Annotated in this window: 22 protein-coding genes; 7 read left to right on the top strand and 15 right to left on the bottom strand. The window is 72.2% G+C overall.

Translation table 11 applies throughout. From position 1 onward, the window contains the following. Nucleotides 1–14: 14 nt before the first annotated feature. The 6 genes from BUB97_RS21515 to purC all read right to left on the bottom strand — a co-directional run bounded on the left by BUB97_RS21515 (nucleotide 15) and on the right by purC (nucleotide 4,459). The gene (locus BUB97_RS21515) at nucleotides 15–986 is read right to left on the bottom strand and encodes a tripartite tricarboxylate transporter substrate binding protein (protein WP_073138706.1); all 972 of its coding nucleotides are present in this window, start codon (nucleotides 984–986) and stop codon (nucleotides 15–17) included. A 137-nt stretch (nucleotides 987–1,123) separates the two neighbouring features. Next, complete coding sequence (locus tag BUB97_RS21510; protein ID WP_086062444.1) at nucleotides 1,124–2,335, bottom strand: MFS transporter; 1,212 nt, start codon at nucleotides 2,333–2,335, stop codon at nucleotides 1,124–1,126. 148 nt (nucleotides 2,336–2,483) lie between these two features. After that, the gene (purQ, locus tag BUB97_RS21505) at nucleotides 2,484–3,158 is read right to left on the bottom strand and encodes a phosphoribosylformylglycinamidine synthase subunit PurQ (protein WP_073138700.1); all 675 of its coding nucleotides are present in this window, start codon (nucleotides 3,156–3,158) and stop codon (nucleotides 2,484–2,486) included. Continuing rightward, nucleotides 3,155–3,421, bottom strand: coding sequence for a hypothetical protein (locus BUB97_RS21500; RefSeq protein ID WP_073138696.1), 267 nt, complete (start codon nucleotides 3,419–3,421; stop codon nucleotides 3,155–3,157). Before BUB97_RS21500 ends, purQ begins: the two co-directional genes overlap by 4 nt. Nucleotides 3,422–3,444: 23 nt before the next feature. Continuing rightward, nucleotides 3,445–3,684, bottom strand: coding sequence for a phosphoribosylformylglycinamidine synthase subunit PurS (gene purS / locus BUB97_RS21495; protein ID WP_073138693.1), 240 nt, complete (start codon nucleotides 3,682–3,684; stop codon nucleotides 3,445–3,447). A 10-nt stretch (nucleotides 3,685–3,694) separates the two neighbouring features. After that, a complete protein-coding gene (gene purC / locus BUB97_RS21490) occupies nucleotides 3,695–4,459 on the bottom strand; it encodes a phosphoribosylaminoimidazolesuccinocarboxamide synthase (RefSeq protein ID WP_073138690.1) in 765 nt (254 codons plus the stop codon). Nucleotides 4,460–4,721: 262 nt separating this feature from the next. On the opposite strand from purC, the gene BUB97_RS26375 reads away from it, so the two are divergent. Next, nucleotides 4,722–5,297: a hypothetical protein gene (locus BUB97_RS26375; RefSeq protein WP_175562707.1), complete on the top strand. Its 576-nt coding sequence runs from the start codon at nucleotides 4,722–4,724 to the stop codon at nucleotides 5,295–5,297. 42 nt (nucleotides 5,298–5,339) lie between these two features. Then, nucleotides 5,340–6,263, top strand: a complete 924-nt coding sequence (locus BUB97_RS27010) for a general stress protein (RefSeq protein WP_073138687.1) — start codon at nucleotides 5,340–5,342, stop codon at nucleotides 6,261–6,263. Between the two features lie 353 nt (nucleotides 6,264–6,616). On the opposite strand, the gene BUB97_RS26370 is transcribed toward BUB97_RS27010, so the two are convergent. From BUB97_RS26370 to purB, 4 genes are all read right to left on the bottom strand, one after another. Beyond that, nucleotides 6,617–7,504 carry a hypothetical protein gene (locus tag BUB97_RS26370; RefSeq protein WP_073138684.1) on the bottom strand — a complete coding sequence of 296 codons (888 nt, stop codon included), beginning with the start codon at nucleotides 7,502–7,504 and terminating at the stop codon, nucleotides 6,617–6,619. A 94-nt stretch (nucleotides 7,505–7,598) separates the two neighbouring features. Then, on the bottom strand, nucleotides 7,599–7,808 hold the full coding sequence (locus BUB97_RS21470) for a hypothetical protein (RefSeq protein WP_139281415.1): 210 nt from the start codon (nucleotides 7,806–7,808) through the stop codon (nucleotides 7,599–7,601). An 87-nt stretch (nucleotides 7,809–7,895) separates the two neighbouring features. After that, nucleotides 7,896–8,204, bottom strand: coding sequence for a hypothetical protein (locus BUB97_RS21465; protein ID WP_073138679.1), 309 nt, complete (start codon nucleotides 8,202–8,204; stop codon nucleotides 7,896–7,898). A gap of 133 nt (nucleotides 8,205–8,337) precedes the next feature. Beyond that, on the bottom strand, nucleotides 8,338–9,696 hold the full coding sequence (gene purB / locus BUB97_RS21460) for an adenylosuccinate lyase (RefSeq protein ID WP_073138676.1): 1,359 nt from the start codon (nucleotides 9,694–9,696) through the stop codon (nucleotides 8,338–8,340). A gap of 276 nt (nucleotides 9,697–9,972) precedes the next feature. Between purB and BUB97_RS21455 the strand changes: the two genes are divergently transcribed. From BUB97_RS21455 to BUB97_RS21445, 3 genes are all read left to right on the top strand, one after another. After that, nucleotides 9,973–10,632, top strand: coding sequence for a TerC family protein (locus BUB97_RS21455; protein ID WP_073138673.1), 660 nt, complete (start codon nucleotides 9,973–9,975; stop codon nucleotides 10,630–10,632). Nucleotides 10,633–10,855: 223 nt separating this feature from the next. Then, nucleotides 10,856–11,494 (top strand): TerC family protein, encoded by a 639-nt coding sequence (locus BUB97_RS21450; RefSeq protein WP_073138670.1) that lies wholly within the window; start codon nucleotides 10,856–10,858, stop codon nucleotides 11,492–11,494. Between the two features lie 10 nt (nucleotides 11,495–11,504). Beyond that, entirely contained in the window at nucleotides 11,505–12,128 is a 624-nt protein-coding gene (locus tag BUB97_RS21445) for a hypothetical protein (RefSeq protein ID WP_139281414.1), read from the top strand. A 268-nt stretch (nucleotides 12,129–12,396) separates the two neighbouring features. Here the strand turns inward: BUB97_RS21445 and BUB97_RS21440 are convergent, their stop codons facing one another. Then, a complete protein-coding gene (locus BUB97_RS21440) occupies nucleotides 12,397–13,362 on the bottom strand; it encodes a S1C family serine protease (protein WP_073138663.1) in 966 nt (321 codons plus the stop codon). A gap of 88 nt (nucleotides 13,363–13,450) precedes the next feature. Continuing rightward, complete coding sequence (gene radC, locus BUB97_RS21435; RefSeq protein WP_073138660.1) at nucleotides 13,451–14,227, bottom strand: RadC family protein; 777 nt, start codon at nucleotides 14,225–14,227, stop codon at nucleotides 13,451–13,453. Nucleotides 14,228–14,373: 146 nt separating this feature from the next. On the opposite strand from radC, the gene BUB97_RS21430 reads away from it, so the two are divergent. Continuing rightward, on the top strand, nucleotides 14,374–15,276 hold the full coding sequence (locus BUB97_RS21430) for a hypothetical protein (RefSeq protein WP_073138657.1): 903 nt from the start codon (nucleotides 14,374–14,376) through the stop codon (nucleotides 15,274–15,276). 32 nt (nucleotides 15,277–15,308) lie between these two features. Here BUB97_RS21430 and BUB97_RS21425 read toward each other — a convergent pair whose 3' ends face one another. The 3 genes from BUB97_RS21425 to BUB97_RS21415 form a co-directional block, all read right to left on the bottom strand. Beyond that, entirely contained in the window at nucleotides 15,309–15,965 is a 657-nt protein-coding gene (locus BUB97_RS21425) for a carbonic anhydrase (RefSeq protein ID WP_073138654.1), read from the bottom strand. A gap of 6 nt (nucleotides 15,966–15,971) precedes the next feature. After that, entirely contained in the window at nucleotides 15,972–16,778 is an 807-nt protein-coding gene (gene map / locus BUB97_RS21420) for a type I methionyl aminopeptidase (protein ID WP_073138651.1), read from the bottom strand. 88 nt (nucleotides 16,779–16,866) lie between these two features. Beyond that, nucleotides 16,867–17,406: a TetR/AcrR family transcriptional regulator gene (locus tag BUB97_RS21415; RefSeq protein WP_245818404.1), complete on the bottom strand. Its 540-nt coding sequence runs from the start codon at nucleotides 17,404–17,406 to the stop codon at nucleotides 16,867–16,869. 148 nt (nucleotides 17,407–17,554) lie between these two features. Between BUB97_RS21415 and bdcA the strand changes: the two genes are divergently transcribed. Continuing rightward, nucleotides 17,555–18,268 carry an SDR family oxidoreductase gene (gene bdcA, locus BUB97_RS21410; protein WP_073138645.1) on the top strand — a complete coding sequence of 238 codons (714 nt, stop codon included), beginning with the start codon at nucleotides 17,555–17,557 and terminating at the stop codon, nucleotides 18,266–18,268. Nucleotides 18,269–18,361 lie beyond the last annotated feature (93 nt).

Below are 18,361 nucleotides of genomic sequence, written 5' to 3'. Positions count from 1 at the left end.
GCCCGCCGGCGGCGCTATTCCCGCCAGGGGTGCTGGGCCCAGAGCTTCTCGAAATCGGTGCGGAGGGTGGTGAGCTCGGTCTTGTATTCGTCGGGGCCGAGATAGCGGAGCGGCAGGGCCTGCTGGGTGGCCATGCGGCGGAACTCGGGGTTGTCCACCACCTTGCGGAGGACATCGGCGAGCCGGTTGAGGATGCGGGGCGGGACGCCGGCGGGGGCGCCGATGCCGCGCATGGAGGACTGGATGACGTCGAAGCCCTGCTCTCGGAAGGTGGGCACGTCGGGCAGGCCTTCCCAGCGGGTGGCGGACATCTGGCCGAGGGCGCGGGCGGTGCCCTGCTGCACGTCGGGCAGGCCTTCGCTGACATTGATGGAGCCCAGCGTGACCTGGCGCGTGAGGAGGGCGTTCCGGGTCTGGGCGGCGCCGTTATAGGGCACATGGGTCATCTGGATGCCGGCGGCGCGGGAGAAGGCGAGGCCGGCCAGGTGGTCGTCCGAGCCGATGCCGGTGGTGGCGTAGGTGACCTTTTCCGGATTGGCCTTCGCATAGGCGACGAGGTCGGCGAGGTTCTGGTGCGGGCTGTCCTTCAGGACGAAGAAGCCGCCGGGATCGTCCACGATGTTGGCGATGGGGGCGATGTCGTCGAGCTTATAGGCGGTGCGGCGCTCGATCGGCATGGTGACGATGTTGGGGGTGTTGAGGAAGCCGATGGTGTAGCCGTCGGGCCTGGAGCGGCCGAGTTCGCCGAAGCCGATCTCGCCGCCGGCGCCGGCGCGGTTCAGCACCACCACGGGCTGGCCCAGTTCGCGCTCCATGAACTGGGCGAGGGTGCGGGCGGCGATGTCGGTGCCGCCGCCGGGCGGGTAGGCGACGATCATCTGGATCGGGCGGTCGGGGTAGGTCGCGCCGGCTTGCGCGCCGCTTTGGGCGCGGGCGGTGGCGGGGATGGCGGCAGCGAGGCCGGCCATGAGGGTGCGGCGCTTCATTCCTGGGTACTCCCGGCATTCGCCGCTTGGCGCGGCGTTGGCCGGGAGGGTGGCATGGGTGGCGCGAGGCACGCCAGGGGGCAAGCGCGGCGCGATGGGCTGCGCGGCCTCCGCGAGGAAGGGGGTGCGGGTCCGCCTCAGGCGGCGGGAGGGTGGCGGCGGAGCAGCGCCGCGCTGGCCAGGCCGAAGGCGGCGAGCTGGGCCGCCATGGCGAGGAAGGCGAGTTCATAGCTGCCGGTGAGGCTGACCAGCAGGGTGAAGGCGAGCGGGCCGAGGATGGAGCCCATGAAGCCGAAGAGGCCGGCGGCGGAGGTGATGTCGCTGACGAGGTGGAGAGGTGCCACGCGGGCGAGTTCGGCCATGTGGACGCCGTTCCAGCCGATGGCGGTGGCGCCGACCAGGGCGGCGCAGGCGTAGAGCGCCGCGCTGCCCTGGCCGCCCGCCATGACCAGCAGCGCGACGGCCAGGGCCGAGGCCACGGCCTGGAGCACGAGGTGCCGGAGGGCGTTGCCCATGCGGTCCGCCAGCCATCCGAGGGCGATGCGGCCGGCCATGCTGGAGAACTGCATGGCGGCGACGATGCGCCCGGCCTCGGCGAGCGAGGCGTCGTGCCGGGTGATGGCATAGGTGGCGGTGAAGGCCATGAGGCAGGACTGCATGACGGAGAAGGAGGCGCCCAGCGCGGTGAGCAGCGGCAGGGAGGGATGGGCGCGGAGGACGCGGACGGAGCGCGCCAGCGCTGCCGGGGAGAGCAGCGCGCGCGCCCAGCCCGGCTGGTTCGTGCCGCGGTCCGCATCCATGCGGCGGCGGAAGGGCTGCACCAGGAGGATGGTGAGCAGGGCGATGGCGATGACGGTGCCGAGGGCGGCGGAGAGGCCCTGGGCGAGCACCAGCGGCGCCACCACCAGCCCCGCCAGGGCGCCGCCGAGGGGCACGCCGGCCTGCTTGATGGAGAAGATGAGCGTGCGGTGGCGGGGCGGGGCGGCGCGCACCAGGATCTGGCTGCCCGCGGGGGTGTTGTGGCCGGTGCCGAAGCCGATGGCGAGCGCGCCGAGCAGGCCGAGGAGGCCGAGCGGCTGGGACAGGGCGAAAAGGCCGATGGCCATGCAGGCCAGGCCGATCTGCAGGGTGCGGATGGGGCCGTGGCGGGTGAGCATCGGGCCGCCGCAGGCGAGGCACCAGCAGATGCCGGCCGATGTCATGGCGGAGACGAGGCCGATGCTTTCCGGCTGCAGCCCGGCGCGGGCCATGAGCGGCGGGCCCAGCAGGGGGACGGCGAGCGAGGAGAAGGAGCTGACGGTCTGGACGAGAAGGGTCGCGACGAGGGCGCTGACCCACAAAGGCAACATCAATTCCCGTATCCACCCTCGCGCGGCCCGGTCCTGCACGCTGCCGGGCCTGCGCGGGATTGTGCCGGGCGCGGGGCCGCGCGGCTAGGTGGTGCCGGCGCCGGATGGCGCCGGGGTGGGTGGTGCCGGCGCCGGGTGGCGCCGGGGGTCAGGCGGAGACGAGGGTTTCGGCGAGGGACTGGAACATGGGCAGGCCGTCCTCGCCGCCCATCAGCGGGTCCACCAGGTCCTCGGGGTGCGGCATGAGGCCGCAGATGCGGAGGTTGGGGGAGAGGATGCCGGCGATGTCCCGCGCGGCGCCGTTGCGGTTGCGGTCGGCGTAGCGGAAGGCGACGAGGCCCTCGCCCTCCAGCCGGTCCAGCGTCTCGTCATCGGCGAAGTAGTTGCCGTCTCCGTGCGCCATGGGGGCGCGGAAGGTGGCGCCCTGCTGCCAACGGGCGGTGAAGGGGGTGCCGGCGCGTTCGACGCGGAGGACGCAGTCCATGGAGAGGAAGCGGAGGCCGGCATTCTGGAGGAGGGCGCCGGGCAGGAGGCCGGCCTCGCAGAGGATCTGGAAGCCGTTGCAGACGCCGAGCACATGGCCGCCCCGGGCCGCGAAGTCCCGCACCGCGCCCATGATGGGGGACTGGGCGGCCATGGCGCCGCAGCGGAGGTAGTCGCCGTGGCTGAACCCGCCGGGGAGGACGACGAGGTCCGTGCCCTTGGGCAGTTCGGTTTCGCGGTGGAAGGTGATGGAGGGCTTCCGGCCCGTCGCCTTCTCCAGCGCGATCGCCATGTCGCGCTCGCGGTTGGTGCCGGGGAAGAGGAGGATGGTCGCGTTCATTGTTGGAACACCCTGAGCCAGTGGAGGCCGCCGAGGACGGCGATGGTGAGGATGGCCGCGATGGCGGCGGCGGTGATCCAGCGGTCGATGCTCGCCTTGCCCCGGGCGATCAGGCCGGGGCGGCGGGGGGTACGGCCGCCCGCACGGCCTTGGGGGGCGGGCGTGGCCGGGCGGGCGGCCGCCATGCGGCTTTCGCGCCATGAGAGGAGCATCGCGATCAGGACCGTCAGGACGGTCATGATGAGGAGGCTGGCCTTGATCATGGCGCTCTACCGCGGCGCCGGCTTCAGGCGATTTCGACGCGGAAGGATTCGATCACCGTGTTGGCGAGGAGCTTGCGCGCCATCTCCTCGGCGGCGGCCTTCGCGGCGGCGGGGTCGGTCTCGGCCAGTTCCAGCTCGATGACCTTGCCGGTGCGGACCTCGCCGATGCCCTCGAAGCCGAGGGTGCCGAGGGCGTGGCCGATGGCCTTGCCCTGGGGGTCGAGGACGCCGTTCTTCGGCATCACGTAAACCTTTGCCTTCACTGCATCAGCCTCACTGCATCAACTCGGGGCCCTTGAGGTCCCGCACGCCGGCTTCGGGGAGGATGCCGAGGCGGCGGGCGACCTCCTGGTAGCCCTCCTCGACCTTGCCGAGGTCGCGGCGGAAGCGGTCCTTGTCCATCTTCTCGCCGGTCTTGGCATCCCAGAGGCGGCAATTGTCGGGCGAGATCTCGTCGGCGAGGACGATGCGCATCTCGTCATTCTCGTAGAGGCGGCCGAATTCGAGCTTGAAGTCCACCAGCGAGATGCCGACGCCGAGGAAGAGGCCGGTGAGGAAGTCGTTCACGCGGAGCGCGAGCGCCACGATGTCGTCCAGGTCCTGCGTGCTGGCCCAGCCGAAGCAGGTGATGTGCTCCTCGCTGACCAGCGGGTCCTGCAGGCCGTCGTTCTTGTAGTAGTATTCGACGATGCTGCGGGGGAGGCGGGTGCCTTCCTGGATGCCGAGGCGCTTGGCGAGGCTGCCGGCGGCGATGTTGCGGATCACCACCTCGAGCGGGATGATCTCCACCTCGCGGATCAGCTGCTCGCGCATGTTCAGGCGGCGGATGAAGTGGGTGGGGACGCCGATCTCGCCCAGCTTCGTCATCAGGTATTCGCTGATGCGGTTATTGAGCACACCCTTGCCGGTGATGATGCCCTTCTTCGCGCCGTTGCCGGCGGTGGCGTCGTCCTTGAAGTACTGGACGAGGGTTCCGGGCTCGGGGCCCTCGAAGAGTACCTTCGCCTTGCCTTCGTAGAGCTGTCGCCTGCGGGCCATGGGGGGTTTCCGAAATTCGTGCGGCCGCCGGAATCGGGCTTTCCGGCCCGGCCCGCGGCGGCGAATGAGCGGGGCGTATAGCAGGGCAGGTGTGGCAGGGCCACCGCCTCCCGCGCAGGGCGGGGGTGCTTTGGCGCCAAACCTCACGGCTGCGTGAGGTGCGCCGACCTTCCGGGCCCGGCGGCGTTAACACAGGGCAAGGCGCCGGTCGTTGCGCCTTCAGTGAAGAACAGCTTCGCGATAACCTTTTGGGAGAGACCCGATGCGCACGAGTGTCGCCGCCCTGGCCCTTGCCGCGGCCCTGGCCACCCCCGCCCTTGCCCAGCAGGGCAACACCGCCAACCCCGGTTCGCAGGGCACCACCGGTGGCGGGAATGCCATGACCATGGCGCCCGCGACCCAGCCTTCCGGCACCACCGCCGCGCCGGGGACCACCACCGGCCCGGCCGCTTCCCAGTCCCGCGCCGGGACCGCCACCCAGGGCGCGCCCATGGGCAGCACGGCCGGCACGACGACGACACGCACCGATGGCAGCGCCGCGGGCAGCACCGCCGCGGGCACCACGGGCAACCGCGCGCCGGACAACAACAACGCCGCCGTGCAGAACAACCCGGGTGATGCCCCGCGGGTGACGGCCACCCCGGCCGCCGGCGCCAATTCCTTCACCGAGGGCCAGGCGCGCAGCCGGATTGAGGCCGCTGGCTTCACCGGCGTGCAGGACCTGAAGAAGGACGAGGCTGGCGTGTGGCGCGGCCGCGCGATGCGCGGGGGGCAGACCGCCGAGGTGGGCCTGGACTTCCAGGGCAATGTCGTGACGGGCGCCGCCCCGGCGCGCTGAGGCGATCCGCGGACCCAGACATCCAGAACAAGGAACAGAACCATGGCCATGCGGACGATTGCCCGCCTTTACGACACCTATGCCGATGCCAGCGCCGCGGTGAGCGCGCTGGAGGCGGCCGGCTTCATGCGTGACGACGTCAGCATCGTGGCCCGCGACGGCTCCGCCGGGACGACGACCGGCGAGGCGGTGGTGGACCGCGACGAGGCGGCGACCGGCGCCGGCACGGGTGCCACCATCGGCACCGTGCTCGGTGGCGGCGCGGGCGTGCTGGCCGGCATCGGCGCGCTCGCCATTCCCGGCATCGGGCCGATCGTGGCCGCGGGCTGGCTGGTGGCGGCGCTGACCGGCGCCGGCGTGGGCGCGGCGGCGGGCGGCCTGCTGGGCAGCCTGACCGGTGCCGGCGTGGAGGAGCGCGAGGCCCATGTGTATTCCGAGGGCGTCCGCCGCGGCGGTAGCCTGGTGACCGTGCGCACCGACGACATGCGCGCGGCCGAGGCCGAGAGCATCCTGATGCGCTACAACCCGGTGGATGCCACCACCCGCGAGGCGGATTACCGCGCGGGCGGCTGGACCGGCTATGCCGACCAGCATGACGACGGGCTGGTGGCGAACTCGCCGGACGGCTCGCCGGGCAACCCGCCGGGCACCATGGCCTCCCGCGGGGTGGACAAGACGCTGGGCACCAATATCTCCGGTGCGCATCCGGAGAACGAGGTGAGCCGCGCCGACACCACCGTGTATCCGAAGGGCGGCATGGGCCGTGACGGCACGGCGGGCAACCCGCCGGGCACCGAGGCGAGCCGGACCTTCGACCGGGCCGCGGGGACCAACGTCTCCGGCGCTTATCCGGGCCAGTCTGACGGGACGGCGGTGAACCCGCCGGGCACCGCCGCCGGCCGCGCGGTGGACAAGACGCTGGGCACCAACACCACGGGCGCCAACCCGACGCACAAGACCCTCTGATCCGCCTCTTCGCGGTTCAGGGACTGAGAGAGGGCGGCTCCTTCGGGGGCCGCCCTTTTTTATGGCTTCTTCCGCGCGGGGTTTGGTTCTGGGCTGTCGGTCTGTCCCGGGGAGAGGAAGAAGGAGTTCTTCCTCTCCCCGGACCCCTCACCATCATCTTCTTTTTCAAGTTTGGAATCGCGGGGCTGATGGTGCGCCTGAGGTCTGGGACCTCAGGCGACTGCAAAGGCAGGAAGAAGCGCCTTCAACCAGAAGCCCCTTCGATCATCGTATCCACGGCAGTCAGACGGGGTTCCAAGGGCCTCAGGCCCTTGGCGGGCGGAGGGCGGAGCCCTCTCCGGGCCGAGGCGGGTTCAGCCGCAGCGGCGGAGGAGTTGGCCTGGCTTGACGCCCATTCGGGAGAGGGCCGGGGGGATGGCGCCGGAGAGGCGGAGGCTGTTGTCGGGCAGGCCTTCGAGGATGCGGGGCGGGCCGGCGGGGGTGAGGAGGTAGAAGCGTTCCGCGTCGGCGAAGATTTCATAGGTCTCGCCGGGTTCGGGGAGGTTTCCGATGCGGAGGGTGTTGCCTGTCCAGGAGGCGGTGGGCGCGTTGCAGCGGGTGACGGCGTAGCGGGCGTTCAGGGCGGGGGGGAAGCGCGGGAGCCAGACGGTGTTGGGTGGCGCGGCGTTGGCGGGCGAGGGCGGCGGCGGCAGGGCGGCGGTCCGGGCGTCGAGGAAGCCGGTGGGGGGCAGGGCGGCGCCGCGTTGCAGGGCGGCGATGGCTTCGCGCCGGGCTTCGGGCGAGGCGGTGGGGAGGCCCAGGCGGGCATTCAGGGCTTCGGCCGCCTCCGGGTCGCGGTCGGCTTCCTCGGCGGCGGGGGGCTGGAGCCAGCGGCGGAGGTCGTCGCGCTTGGTGGCATGGGCGCGCGCGATGCAGGCCGGGTCGGGCGTGCCGGCGGGCTGGCATTGTTCCGTGATGAAGGCGTGGAAGGCACGGGCATCGGCTTCGAGGCCGGGGCGCTGGGCGGGGTGGAGCTGGTGGCGCAGGGCTTCGTAGGCCAGGGCGCGGCGGCGGTCTGCGAGGCGCGCGGCGGGGTCGGCGCAGGTGGCTGCGGCGATGGGGCCGGAGGGGGCGGCGCAGGCTGCCGGATCGCCCGGGAGGGGCGCGGGGGCCTGGGCGAGGGCGGCGGATGACGAGAGGAGGGCGGCCAGGGCGGCTGCGATACGGGGGCGCAGGATTCGGCGCGGCAGTCGGGCGGGCACGTGCGGAGTGTCCTGGCGGCCGCCCCGCGGGTCAAGCGGCGGGTGGCCGGCCCGGGCCGCCGGGGCGGACCGGGCCGCCCGGGCGGCTTCGGCTTCAGCTGGTGCCGGAGTTGTCGGTCTTGTCGCTGTTCGCGAGCTTGCGCAGTTCCTCGGAGCTGAGGCCGGCGGGAACGGAGCCGGTCAGCGTGCCGTCGCCGACATCCTCATGCGCCTGGTCGGTGGGCGCGCCGCCCTCGGTGTGGGTGGCGTCGTCGGTGGACGGCTCGGGGGAGGGGGCGGGCTTGTTCTCGTTCTTCACGGTCATGATGGTCTCCAGCGCCGGTTCGGTCCGGTCCTGGAGCAACGCCGGGCCGGGGGATCGGATGCCCCCATGGCTCGGCCCGGCCGCGACTCAGTAGCGGTAGTAGAGGCCCGGGGGCGCGTAGTAGCGCGGCGGCGGGGGCGGCGGCGGCGGGGCGTAGTAGACCGGCGGCGGCCGGCGCCAGTGGCGGCGGTAGTAGTAGCCGGGCGGCGGGGGCGGCACGTAGTAGGCCGGGGGCGGCGGGTAGTAATACTGCACGGGCTGCAGCGCCTGGCCGGCGGTAACCGCGGCGGCCGGGGCAGGCAGGGCTGCTTCCGCGCGGGGCGCGGCCAGGCCGATGCCGGCCAGGGCGGCCACGGCGAGCGCGGCGCGGCAGGGCAGCGTCAGGGACGACGTCATCTCGGGCTCCTCCTTGCGCCGGGAGACCGGCTGGGGACGCCCGAGGATTGGGCGCCCATCACGGCTTAACGGAGGCGGGGGGCGCCGCATTGCGGCCCTGGCCCATCACGCCTCCGAGAGAGGCTGCGCCGGCTTAGGCCGGGTCGGCGAAGACCCGGGCGAGGGTGGCGCGGATATGGGTGAAGTCCCGCTGCGGGTCCATCACGTCGTCCAGCGCCTCGGGCGCGATCAGGGCGGTGACGGCGGGGTCGGCCAGGAGGTTGTCGCGGAAGCTGCGGCCTGCGGGCGTGCCGAGGTTTTCCCAGGTGGCCATGGCGTTGCGCTGGACGGTGGCATAGGCGTCCTCGCGGCTCATCCCCGCCTGGGTGAGGGCGAGGAGCACCTTCTGGGAGTGGACCACGCCGCCCAGGCTTTCGAGATTCGCCTTCATCCGCTCGGGATAGACCGTCAGCTTCTCCATCATCCCCGCCGCGCGGGCGAGGGCGAAGTCCAGCGCGATGGTCGCGTCCGGCCCGATCACGCGCTCGACCGAGGAGTGGGAGATGTCGCGCTCGTGCCAGAGGGCGACGTTCTCCAGCGCGGGCATCGCATAGCCGCGCACCAGGCGGGCGAGGCCGGTGAGGTTCTCCGACAGCACCGGGTTGCGCTTGTGGGGCATCGCCGACGACCCCTTCTGCCCGGGGTGGAAGTATTCCTCGGCTTCGCGAACCTCGCTCCGCTGCAGGTGGCGGACTTCGATCGCCAGCCGCTCGATCGCCGAGGCGGTGACGGCGAGGGCGCAGAAATAGGCCGCGTGGCGGTCGCGCGGGATCACCTGGGTCGAGACCGGCTCCGGCCGCAGCCCCAGCCGCCCGGCCACGAAGGCCTCCACGCGCGGATCGGCGGAGGCGAAGGTGCCCACCGGGCCGGAGATGGCGCAGGTGGCGACCTCGGCCCGGGCCGCGACGAGCCGGGCGCGGCAGCGGGCGAATTCGGCCCAATGCCCCGCGAGCTTCACGCCGAAGGTCGTCGGCTCGGCATGGATGCCGTGCGAACGGCCGATGGTGGGGGTGAGGGCGTGTTCCTCGGCGCGGCGGCGGAGCGCGGCGAGGAGGGCGTCCAGGTCCTCGATCAGCAGGTCGGCGGCGCGGACCATCTGGAGGTTGAGGGCGGTGTCCAGCACGTCGGAGCTGGTCATGCCCTGGTGCATGAAGCGCGCATGCTCGCCCATGCCCGAGCCGTCCGGGCGCGTCTCGCCGAGCCAGGTGAGGAAGGCGATGACGTCGTGGCGGGTGACGCGCTCGATCTCGTCGATGCGCTCCAGGTCGGCCGCCGAGATGGCGGCGATGCGCTTGTCGCCCTCGCGCCGGATGGCCTCGGCGGATTCGCGGGGGATGGTGCCCAGCTCCGCCATGGCCTCGGCCGCCAGCGCCTCGATCTCGAACCAGATGCGGAAGCGGGCCTCGGGGGACCAGATCGCGGCCATCTGGGGGCGGGTGTAGCGCGGGACCATGGCGGGGCTTCCGGTTCGAAGGGGCGGCGCGGCCGCGGTATCCGGGGGGCGGCGCGGCGTCAACCTTTGCGCGCGCCCCAGGCAGGGCGGGGCCGGCCCGGGCGACGACATATGAATGGTTGCTCAGGCATTGCCGATTGTTTATGCGCCATCGGCCGCTCGGCTTTCGCGCGGAAGGCTGCGATGGCGCGGCTGGCGTTCCCGCCCGGTGTGGGAGCGCGTCCATTCATGGCCGGTGCCCGACTATCGGCGGCCGGCAGGGGAGGCAGATCGCCGATGGGAGCGGATTGGTTCTTCGCCCTCGGGCAGGTCCTTTTGATCGACCTCGTGCTCGCGGGCGACAACGCCATCGTGGTCGGGATGGCCGCGGCAGGCCTGCCGCCGGAGCAGCGGCGCAAGGCGATCCTGTGGGGCATCGGTGCCGCCACGGTCATGCGCATCGGCTTCGCCGCGATCACGACTCAGCTGCTCTCGATTATCGGGCTGACGCTGTTCGGCGGCCTGCTGCTGCTCTGGGTCTGCTGGAAGATGTATCGCGAGCTGCGGCAGCCGCATGAGCAGGACGAAGGCGCGGAGGCGGCCAAGGATGCCGTCGTCGGCGACCCGCTCGAGCAGGGCGGAAAGCAGAAGTCCCTGCGACAGGCCATCATCCAGATCCTCGTCGCGGACGTGTCCATGTCGCTCGACAACGTGCTGGCGGTGGCCGGCGCGGCGAAGGAGCACCTGGACGTGCTGGTCATCGGCCTCGCCATCTCGGTGGTGCTGATGGGCGTGGCCGCGACCTTCATCGCGAAGCTGCTGGAGAAGCACCGCTGGATTGCCTGGGTGGGCCTGCTGGTCATCCTGTACGTGGCCGTCGACATGATCTGGTCCGGTTCGGGCGAGGTGACGGCCTGGTTCAACGGCACGCCGTTCGAGCGTCCACCGGCGCATTGACCCGCTTTCCCGCCTGATGTGGCGGGGCGGTTAAGGTCTTGTCATGTCAGTGCTTTGGCGCCGCCCGGGAGACCGGGCGGCGCTTTCGCGTCCGGGGGGGCGCGGCTAGGGTCCGCGCGCGGGCGCGCACCCCGGGGCCTTGCCCGGGAGCGGCCCGGCTTCCCCCAGAATCCAGGGCCGACCGGTGCCGCGTCGCGGTGGCGCGGCCCGACCGGAGATGTTCATGGAATCCCTCACCAGTTCGCTGCCGCAGCTCCTCGAGATCATGTGGCTGAACATCATCCTGTCCGGCGACAACGCGGTGGTGATCGGGCTCGCGGCCGCCGGCCTGCCGGAGAGCCAGCGCAACAAGGCCGTGCTGTTCGGCATCGGCGCGGCGGCCGTGCTGCGCATCGTCTTCTCGCTCATCGCGCAGCAGCTCCTCGCCCTGTGGTGGATCGACATCGTGGGCGGCCTGGCGCTGCTCTACATCGCCTTCAACTTCCTCATGGAACTCCGCAAGGCGCAGCACGAGGAGGGCGAGACGGGCTCTTCCGCCCATGACAAGACGCTGATGGCCGCGCTCTGGCAGATCATCGTGGCCGACGTCTCCATGTCGCTGGACAACGTGCTGGCGGTGGCGGCCGTGGCGCGCAGCAACGTCACGCTGCTGATCGTGGGCCTGGCCATCTCGATTGTGATGATGGGGCTTCTGGGCGGTCTGCTGGCCCGCATCCTGGATCGGTACAAGTGGATCGCCTATCTGGGCGTCGCGCTGATCGCCTATATCGGCGTGGAACTGCTCTGGGAGGGTCTGATCATGGCGAATGCGACGCTGAGCATGGGGCTGCCGCTGCCGGCGCCCCACGTGGCCGGCCATTGAGGGCGGCCGCTTGAGGCTGGTTCTGAAGAAGGGGATGGCGCCGGCCGGCGCCATCCGGATGCGGGCCGTGCTGGCCCCGGTGCTCCTGGCCGGCGGGCTGCTGGCGGGATGCGCCGTTCCCGAGGAGGCGAGCGCGCCGCGTGAGCGCCAGCCGGCGGAGGCGGTGCTGGGACGGTTGCCGGCCCAGGTGGCCGGCTTCGAGCGCGGGGCGGTGCAGGACGTGGCGCCGAACGACCCCGGCGCGGGCAAGGTGGTGGAGTACACCACGCCGCGGCGCGTCGCGGTGGCCTTCGTCTTCCTCTATGACATGGGGCGGCCGAACGTGACCCAGGCGGAGCTGCCGGCCGAGGTGGAACGGGCGGTTTCCGAGGCGACGGCCCTGCCCTCGGACCGGACGGGGCGGCAGCTTTCGGTCGCCTCCCGCTCGCCCTTGCCCGTGCCGGGCGGGGACCTCTCCTGCGCCGCGCTGGAAGGCACCTTCGGGCGCAACCGGGTGGAACGGCAGGTCTGCGTCGGTGTGGCCGGCGGGCGGTTCCTGCGGGTGCAGGTGACGATGCCGAGCCGCGGCGGCGCGCCGGTGGCGGATGCGCAGGCCTTCACGACGGCCATCGCTGCGGCGGCGCGCGGGGGGTAGGGGGTCAGGTGAGGGCTCCGCCCTCAACCCGCCAAGGGCCTGAGGCCCTTGGAGCCCCTTCTGACTGCCGTGGATGCCCAGGAGTGTGGGGGTCTCTGGTTGCGGGCGCTTTTCCTGTCTTTGCAGTCGCCTGAGGTCTGAGACCTCAGGCGCGCCGGCAGCCGAGTGGTTCCAAATTTCTAGAAAAAGAAGAAGGTGAGGGGTCCGGGGAGAGGAAGAATTCCTTCTTCCTCTCCCCGGGACTCACCGACAGATCAGAAACCAGCCCCTAATTCAGGCAGCGCAGGAACAGCACCGAGGGGTGGATGGCTTCCCCCACCTCGGCCGCCGTGCGCGAGGTGGTGCTGGGTGCGGTGCGGGGGCGGATGTTGTTCTCGCGCAGGAAGGCGAGGGCTTCCTCCGATTTCACCGCGAAGTTCACGTTCTGCGGGATGTCGCCGGTGCGCTGGGCAACGCGCTGGGCATTCAGCTTGCTTGTGATGATGCCGACGACATTCCCTGCCAGGTCCAGCAGCGGGCCGCCGGAGTTGCCGGGCTGGACGGGCGCGCTGATCTGGTAGTGGGCACGGTTGTCGGCCAGGCCGGCGAGGGCGGAGATGTCGCCCGTGGTGAGGGTGGGGCCGGAGGAGAGCATTCCGGCCAGCGGGAAGCCGTAGGTCACCACCGCTTCCCCGCGGCGGATGGCGGGCTCGGCGCGGAAGGCTAGGGGCGGGCCGGCCGCCTCCCGGAGATCCAGGATGGCGAGGTCGCGCCGGCTGTCGCGCGAGCGGACGGTGGCGGTGATGTCCCGGCCTTCCGGCGTGCGGGCGCGGACCTGGCGGCAGTCGCGCACCACGTGGTCGTTGGTGAGGGCTTGGCGGTCCCCGACGACGAATCCGGTGCCGGAGGAGACCTCCCGCGAGCGGGGCGGCGGGGCGTCCCCGGGGGCGAGGGGCGGCGGCTTGCCGTCGGGGCCGGTGGGCGGGCCGTTGGGTGGCGTGGGCTGGGCGCGGGAATCGGGCCGGGGTTCCGGGCCGGGGCGCGAGGGCGGGCCGGGGCGGCGGGGCGCCGGGTCCGGCATGTCGTAGAGCGGCGGCGGCTTGCCGTCGGGCGTGCTCGCCTGGGCGCGGGAGGCCGGGGGTCGCGTCGGCGCGCCCGCGGGGGGCGGCTTGGACGGGTCTGGGACAAGCTGCGCGAGGCCAGGCGTGGCGGCGAGCAGCAGGGCGGGGAGGATCGCGGCGAGGGGGGCGCGCATTGATTCAGGGTGGGGTGAGCGGGGCGGCGGGTCAATCGCGGCGGCGCACAAGCTTTCGCGTTGGAGGCGTCCTGCCCTCGTTGCGGCGCTACAGCAGGCCCTCGCGCCGGAAGGAGAGGTGGCGGCCGTTGCCGATGATGAGGTGGTCATGGACCACGATGCCGAGGGTGGCGGCCCCCTGGCGGATCTCGGCGGTCATCTCGATATCGGCCCGCGAGGGGGTCGGGTCGCCCGAGGGGTGGTTGTGGACGAGGATGAGGGCGGTGGCCCCGACCTCGAGGCAGCGCTTGATGACCTCGCGCGGGTAGACGGGCGTGTGGTTCACGGTGCCGCGCGCCTGGGCTTCGTCGGCGAGGAGACGGTTCTTGCTGTCGAGGAAGAGGACGCGGAACTGCTCGACGTTCTCGCGCGCAAGGGCGGCGGAGAGATAGGCGATCAGCCGGTCCCAGTTGTTGAGCACGGGCTGGTCGCGCACCTCCTCGGCCAGGAGCTTGATGGCGGTGGCCTGGGCGAGGCGGAGGGCGGCGATGGCGGCGTCGCCGATGCCCTCCACCGAGCGAAGCTCCGGCTCGGGGGCGGTGACGGCGCGGGCGAAGCTGCCGAAGCGGGCCATGAGGCGCTTGGCATGGGGCTTGGTGTCCACCCTCGGCAGGGCGAGGAAGAGGAGCATTTCCAGGAGCTCGTAATCCGCCAGGGCCTCGGGGCCGGCGCGGAGGAGCTTTTCGCGTAGGCGCTTGCGGTGGCCCTCGGGGCCGAGGGCGGGTTCGGCGGGCCTGGGAGCGCGTGCGCGGGTGGAGCTGGGCGGGATGTCCAGCAGGCCGGCGAAGCCGGGGCTTGCTTCCTCCATGCCGGGGCTGCGGGCCAAGGCGGCCTCCCGAATTCGTGAGGCAGGGAAGATGCGGCGGGGCGCGGGGCTTGTCCACGGGGAAGGGCGGGCGGAGGGCGCTTCCCAAGGCGGTGTTGCGCGGGGCAGATGAGGTGGGGGCCCGGCGGGCCGCTCGGGGGGATGCGATGCGGTTCGATTTCGTGACGGTGGGCTTCGGGCCGGACCTGGCGCTGCTGCGGCTTCAGGCGCGCTCCATGGGGCGGTTCCTGGATGCCGGGACGGTCGGGCAGATCCTGGTGGTGGAGAACGGGGCGGAGGGGGACGGCTTTCCCGAGGCCTTCGCGCGGGAGGTGCTGCCGGAATACGGGCCGCTGGCCGGGCGGGTGCGGCTGCTGCGGGGCGCGGAGGTGAGGGATTATGGCGGAGCGCCGCTGGCGGGGCGGGGGTGGCGGCGGCAGCAGGGGCTGAAGCTGGACGTGCACCGCTTCGTCGGGAGCGAGGCCTATGTGACGCTGGACTGCAAGAACCACTTCATCCGGCCGACCGATGCCACCGCCTTCGCCGAGGGTGGGCGGCTGCGCGTGCCTTCGCGCGGGGTGCAGGCGCGGCAGATGGGGGCGTTCCGGTACTTCGGCGTGGCCGAGGAGCGCTGGCCGGAGGCGGTGTTCGGGATCAGCACGCCTTTTCCGCTGTGGCGGGCCGAGGTGGCCGCGCTGGACGAGGCGGTGCGGGCGCGGGGGCTGGCGAGCGCGGGCGCGCTGCCGGTTTCGGATGACAGCGTGGTGGAGTACCGGCTCTACGGCGCCTTTCTCTTCGCCTGCCGGCGCGGGTGGGAGGCGGGGCATGTGCTGTCGGCGCCGCCGGCCGTGACCTTCCATGCCCGCGCGACGGATCGGCTGGAGGCCTTCCTCGCTGCCGTCGAGCGGCCGGCGGTGCGGATGATGGGCGTGCACCGGCGGGCGATGTGGTGCGACGCGGCGATGAAGGCGGCGATCGTCGCGCGCTGGATCGGCTTCGGGTTGGTGCGGGACGCGGTGGAGGGGGAGGCGTTGCTGACGCCGCCGGAAGGGGCGGCGCGGCCGGTGTGAGGGCCGCGCCCGGGGACCGTGCCTGGAGCCGCTCAGCCGAGCGGGGCGTCGTCCAGCCGGGTGAAGCCGCCGCTGGCCTCGTCCAGCACGCGGAGGGAGCCGTCGGCCACGTCGAACCAGAGGCCGTGCAGCGCGAGTTCGCCGGCCTTTTCCCGGGCGGTGAGCCAGGGGAAGGTGCGGAGGTTCTGGATGGACTGGCGGATGGCGGCGAGCTCCATCGCGGTCTGGTCGTGCAGGGGGTCGACGGCGTCGCAGGCGAGGGCGAGCTTCGTGGCGGGGGCGATCAGGTCCATCCAGCGGGCGACGAAGTCGCCATGAGCGGCGTCCACGCCGTTCAGCGCGTTGTGGCGGAAGGCGTTGATGCCGCCGCAGGAGGCGTGGCCGCAGACGATGATATGGGCGACCTTCAGCTGGCGCACCGCGAATTCGATGGCGGCCGAGGTGCCGTGGTAGTTCGCGTCCGGCTGGTAGGGCGGGACGAGGTTGGCGACGTTGCGGACGACGAGCATCTCGCCGGGGTCGGCGTCGAAGACGACCTCGGGGGCGACGCGGCTGTCCACGCAGGCGATCATCAGCGTGTTGGGCTGCTGCCCGGCCTCGGCCAGGCGGGCATAGTGGTCGCGCTCACGCCGGAAGCGGGTATGGCGGAAGCCGCGATACCCCTCGACCAGCCGTTCCGGAAGATTCATGCAGCCTCAGGCGTCGTATGGGGGCTTGTGAAGGCCGGCGGGTGAGAGGGTGAAGACCTCCACGCCGGATTCGGTGACGCCGACCATATGCTCGAACTGGGCGGACAGGGAACGGTCGCGCGTGACGGCCGTCCAGCCGTCGTCGAGCACCTTCACCTCGGCGCGGCCGGCATTCACCATGGGCTCGATGGTGAAGAACATGCCGGGCTTGAGCACGGGGCCTTCGCCGCGGCGGCCGAAATGGAGGATGTTGGGTGGGGCGTGGAACTTGCGGCCGACGCCGTGGCCGCAGAAGTCCCGCACGACGGAGAAGCGGTGCTTCTCGACATAGCTCTGGATGGCGTGGCCGATGTCGCCCAGCGTGGCGCCGGGCTTCACCGCCGCGATGCCGCGCACCATGCTCTCATAGGTCACGTCCATCAGCAGCCGCGCCTTGGTGGAGGGCTGGCCCGCCACGTACATGCGCGAGCTGTCGCCGTGCCAGCCGTCGAGCAGCGGGGTGACGTCGATGTTGAGGATGTCGCCCTCCACCAGCACGCGGTCGCCCGGGATGCCGTGGCAGACGACGTGGTTGATGCTGATGCAGGAGGACTTGGTGTAGCCGCGATAGCCGAGCGTGGCGGGGACGGCGCCATGGTCGAGCATGAAGTCGTGGCAGAGCTGGTCGAGCTGGCCGGTGGTGGCGCCGGGGCGGACATGGGGGGTGATCATGTCCAGGCACTCGGCCGCGAGGCGGCCTGCGCGGCGCATGCCTTCGAAATCTTCCGGTCCGTGCAGGGGGATGCGGCGTGCTTCGCCGGCAGTCTGGTCCATAAGGCGAAAATGCGCGCGCGATCCGGCGGTTGCAAGGCATGGCGGGGTTGCGCATGGCGCGATGGCGTGCGGCCGCGCGCCGGGGGCTTCAGGCCGCGAGGGTGGCCCGGATGGCCTGGGCGGCGAGGGCGGCGGTGGCGAGCAGGCGCTCCTGGCCCTGGCCGGCGCGCGCGGCGGTGGACAGGCCGGTGAGGACGGCCCCGACATAGTCGGTCAGCGCCTCGGCCTGCCTGGGGTGCCTCGCGGCGATGAAGGCGCGGATGGCTTCGACCGCGGCGTCGTTCAGGGCGCTGGCGGCGTCCCGCGCGGCGGGGTCGTTGCAACGCTGGCCTTCAAGCACGAGGCATCCGGCCGCGGCGGGGTCCGCGACATTGGCGGCGTAGCGCCGGGCGGCTTCCTCGAGGAGGGCCGCCAGGGCCTCGGCCACCGGGCGGCCGGGCTGGAGGAGGGCGTCCAGGGGCAGGCCGTTGCAGCGGGTGTAGCGCTCCAGCACGCGGGCGAAGAGGCCGGCCTTGCTGCCGAAGGCCGCGTAGAAGCTGGGCGGGTTGATGCCGAGCGCCTCGGTGATGTCGGCGACGCCCACGGCGTCGTAGCCGCGCGCCAGGAACAGGTCCTGGGCGGTGGCCACGGCCTGGTCGGGGTCGAATTTGCGCGGGCGGCCTCTCGGGCGGGGCGGCGGGCGCGGCAAATTTGTAGTCATCAGTACAAAATGCCTTGACGGGCTTGGGTGAGGGTTTATTTAGCGGCCACTACATTTGAGATCAAGGAGAAGGCCGATGGCCGGAATGAGTGGCAAGCGCGCGCTGGTGCTCGGCGGGAGCCGGGGGATCGGGGCCGCGATCGTGCGGCGCCTCGTGGCGGACGGGGCGGCGGTGACCTTCACCTTCTCCGGCTCCCGCGAGGCGGCGGAGCAGGTGGCGGCGGAGACCGGCGCGACGGCCGCCCAGACCGACAGCGCGGACCGGAACGCCGTGATCGCGCGGGTGCGCGACAGCGGGCCGGTCGACGTGCTGGTGGTCAATGCGGGGGTGGCCATGTTCGGCGACCCGCTGGAGGCGGAGCCGGAGGAGGTGGACCGGATGTTCCGCATCAACGTCCATGCGCCCTATCACGCGGCGGTGGAGGCGGCGCGGCGGATGCCGGATGGCGGGCGCATCATCGTCATCGGCTCGGTGAGCGGGGATCATGTCGGCTTCCCGGGGGTGGCGGCCTATGCCCTCACCAAATCGGCGGTGCAGGGGATGGTGCGGGGCCTGGCGCGGGACTTCGGGCAGCGCGGGATCACGGTGAATGCCGTGCAGCCCGGGCCGGTGGACACGGACATGAACCCGGCCGATGGGCCGATGAAGGACATGCTCTACGGCATGATGCCGATGAAGCGCCACGGGCGGCCGGAGGAGGTGGCGGCCATGGTGGCCTTCCTCGCCGGGCCCGAGGCGGGCTTCGTGACCGGGGCGCTGCACACGATCGACGGCGGCTTCGGGGCCTGATCTGGGAGGGGTGGGGTTGCCGGAAGGCCGGCGGCCCCACCCGTTTGTGTCACTTCCACTCCGCTCCGGGGCTTCGCGCGCGGCACGGCCGGG

It is taken from the genome of Muricoccus roseus (assembly GCF_900141905.1).
Classification (GTDB): Bacteria; Pseudomonadota; Alphaproteobacteria; order Acetobacterales; family Acetobacteraceae; genus Roseomonas; species Roseomonas rosea.
This window is presented reverse-complemented; position numbering and strand designations above follow the sequence as displayed.

What these genes read in the sequence shown, in the direction of transcription:
- BUB97_RS21515 (WP_073138706.1), bottom strand. Translation starts at nt 986, where the DNA reads ATGAAGCGCCGCACCCTCATGGCCGGCCTCGCTGCCGCCATCCCCGCC.
- BUB97_RS21510 (WP_086062444.1), bottom strand. Translation starts at nt 2,335, where the DNA reads ATGTTGCCTTTGTGGGTCAGCGCCCTCGTCGCGACCCTTCTCGTCCAG.
- purQ (WP_073138700.1), bottom strand. Translation starts at nt 3,158, where the DNA reads ATGAACGCGACCATCCTCCTCTTCCCCGGCACCAACCGCGAGCGCGAC.
- BUB97_RS21500 (WP_073138696.1), bottom strand. Translation starts at nt 3,421, where the DNA reads ATGATCAAGGCCAGCCTCCTCATCATGACCGTCCTGACGGTCCTGATC.
- purC (WP_073138690.1), bottom strand. Translation starts at nt 4,459, where the DNA reads ATGGCCCGCAGGCGACAGCTCTACGAAGGCAAGGCGAAGGTACTCTTC.
- BUB97_RS26375 (WP_175562707.1), top strand. Translation starts at nt 4,722, where the DNA reads ATGCGCACGAGTGTCGCCGCCCTGGCCCTTGCCGCGGCCCTGGCCACC.
- BUB97_RS27010 (WP_073138687.1), top strand. Translation starts at nt 5,340, where the DNA reads ATGGCCATGCGGACGATTGCCCGCCTTTACGACACCTATGCCGATGCC.
- BUB97_RS21470 (WP_139281415.1), bottom strand. Translation starts at nt 7,808, where the DNA reads ATGACCGTGAAGAACGAGAACAAGCCCGCCCCCTCCCCCGAGCCGTCC.
- BUB97_RS21465 (WP_073138679.1), bottom strand. Translation starts at nt 8,204, where the DNA reads ATGACGTCGTCCCTGACGCTGCCCTGCCGCGCCGCGCTCGCCGTGGCC.
- purB (WP_073138676.1), bottom strand. Translation starts at nt 9,696, where the DNA reads ATGGTCCCGCGCTACACCCGCCCCCAGATGGCCGCGATCTGGTCCCCC.
- BUB97_RS21455 (WP_073138673.1), top strand. Translation starts at nt 9,973, where the DNA reads ATGGGAGCGGATTGGTTCTTCGCCCTCGGGCAGGTCCTTTTGATCGAC.
- BUB97_RS21450 (WP_073138670.1), top strand. Translation starts at nt 10,856, where the DNA reads ATGGAATCCCTCACCAGTTCGCTGCCGCAGCTCCTCGAGATCATGTGG.
- BUB97_RS21440 (WP_073138663.1), bottom strand. Translation starts at nt 13,362, where the DNA reads ATGCGCGCCCCCCTCGCCGCGATCCTCCCCGCCCTGCTGCTCGCCGCC.
- BUB97_RS21430 (WP_073138657.1), top strand. Translation starts at nt 14,374, where the DNA reads ATGCGGTTCGATTTCGTGACGGTGGGCTTCGGGCCGGACCTGGCGCTG.
- BUB97_RS21425 (WP_073138654.1), bottom strand. Translation starts at nt 15,965, where the DNA reads ATGAATCTTCCGGAACGGCTGGTCGAGGGGTATCGCGGCTTCCGCCAT.
- map (WP_073138651.1), bottom strand. Translation starts at nt 16,778, where the DNA reads ATGGACCAGACTGCCGGCGAAGCACGCCGCATCCCCCTGCACGGACCG.
- bdcA (WP_073138645.1), top strand. Translation starts at nt 17,555, where the DNA reads ATGGCCGGAATGAGTGGCAAGCGCGCGCTGGTGCTCGGCGGGAGCCGG.